This is a genomic window from Candidatus Symbiopectobacterium sp. NZEC135 (assembly GCF_025962695.1).
The window spans coordinates 1-569 of the sequence record NZ_JAGFPF010001383.1; the positions used below are offsets into that span (position 1 = coordinate 1).

A 569-nucleotide genomic window follows, 5' to 3' on the forward strand; every position below is an offset into this window, starting at 1 on the left:
AGCGGCAGAAGCCTTTGAGCAGTTGTGTGAAGAGATGGAACACAATATTCAAGAGCAGCAGTCCACCTACCGTGGTGAAGAGAAATATCGCGTGTTGTTTGAAGGCATCGCCTGCTGGCCCTATTTGCGCGCCACGTCCACGCCGTTGAAAGAGCAGGGAATCAACGTTACCGCCACGGTATATGCCACGGCGTTTGGCGTGATTTACCAAAACAGCGACGAAATGATGCGCGCTTACTCCTACGTGCCTAACTGCGTATCGCTGGAACGTGCGGCAGATATGCGTATTGATGTGGGCCGCCAGAACCACATTGATGGCGCGGTCATTCACGTCAACCGCAGTTGCAAGCTGTGGAGCGGCATCATGCCAGAGATTGAGCGCCGCATTCGTCACGAACTGAACATCCCTACTGTCACGTTTGATGGCGATCAGGCCGATCCGCGCGGTTTCTCTGAAGCGCAATACGTGACTCGCATTGAGGCACTAACGGAAATTATGGCTGCCAATAAAGCGGCTGCGCACAAAGGGGGCTTGTGATGGAACGCGTAAATCAAAAAATTGAACAGTT

At 52.9% G+C, this 569-nt stretch carries 1 protein-coding gene; it reads left to right on the forward strand.

Annotated elements, in window-relative coordinates; translation table 11 throughout:
- Positions 1–538, forward strand: a 538-nt coding sequence (locus tag J5224_RS34380; protein WP_264629311.1) for a 2-hydroxyacyl-CoA dehydratase, incomplete at its 5' end; no start/stop codon positions are given.
- Positions 539–569: the final 31 nt, after the last annotated feature.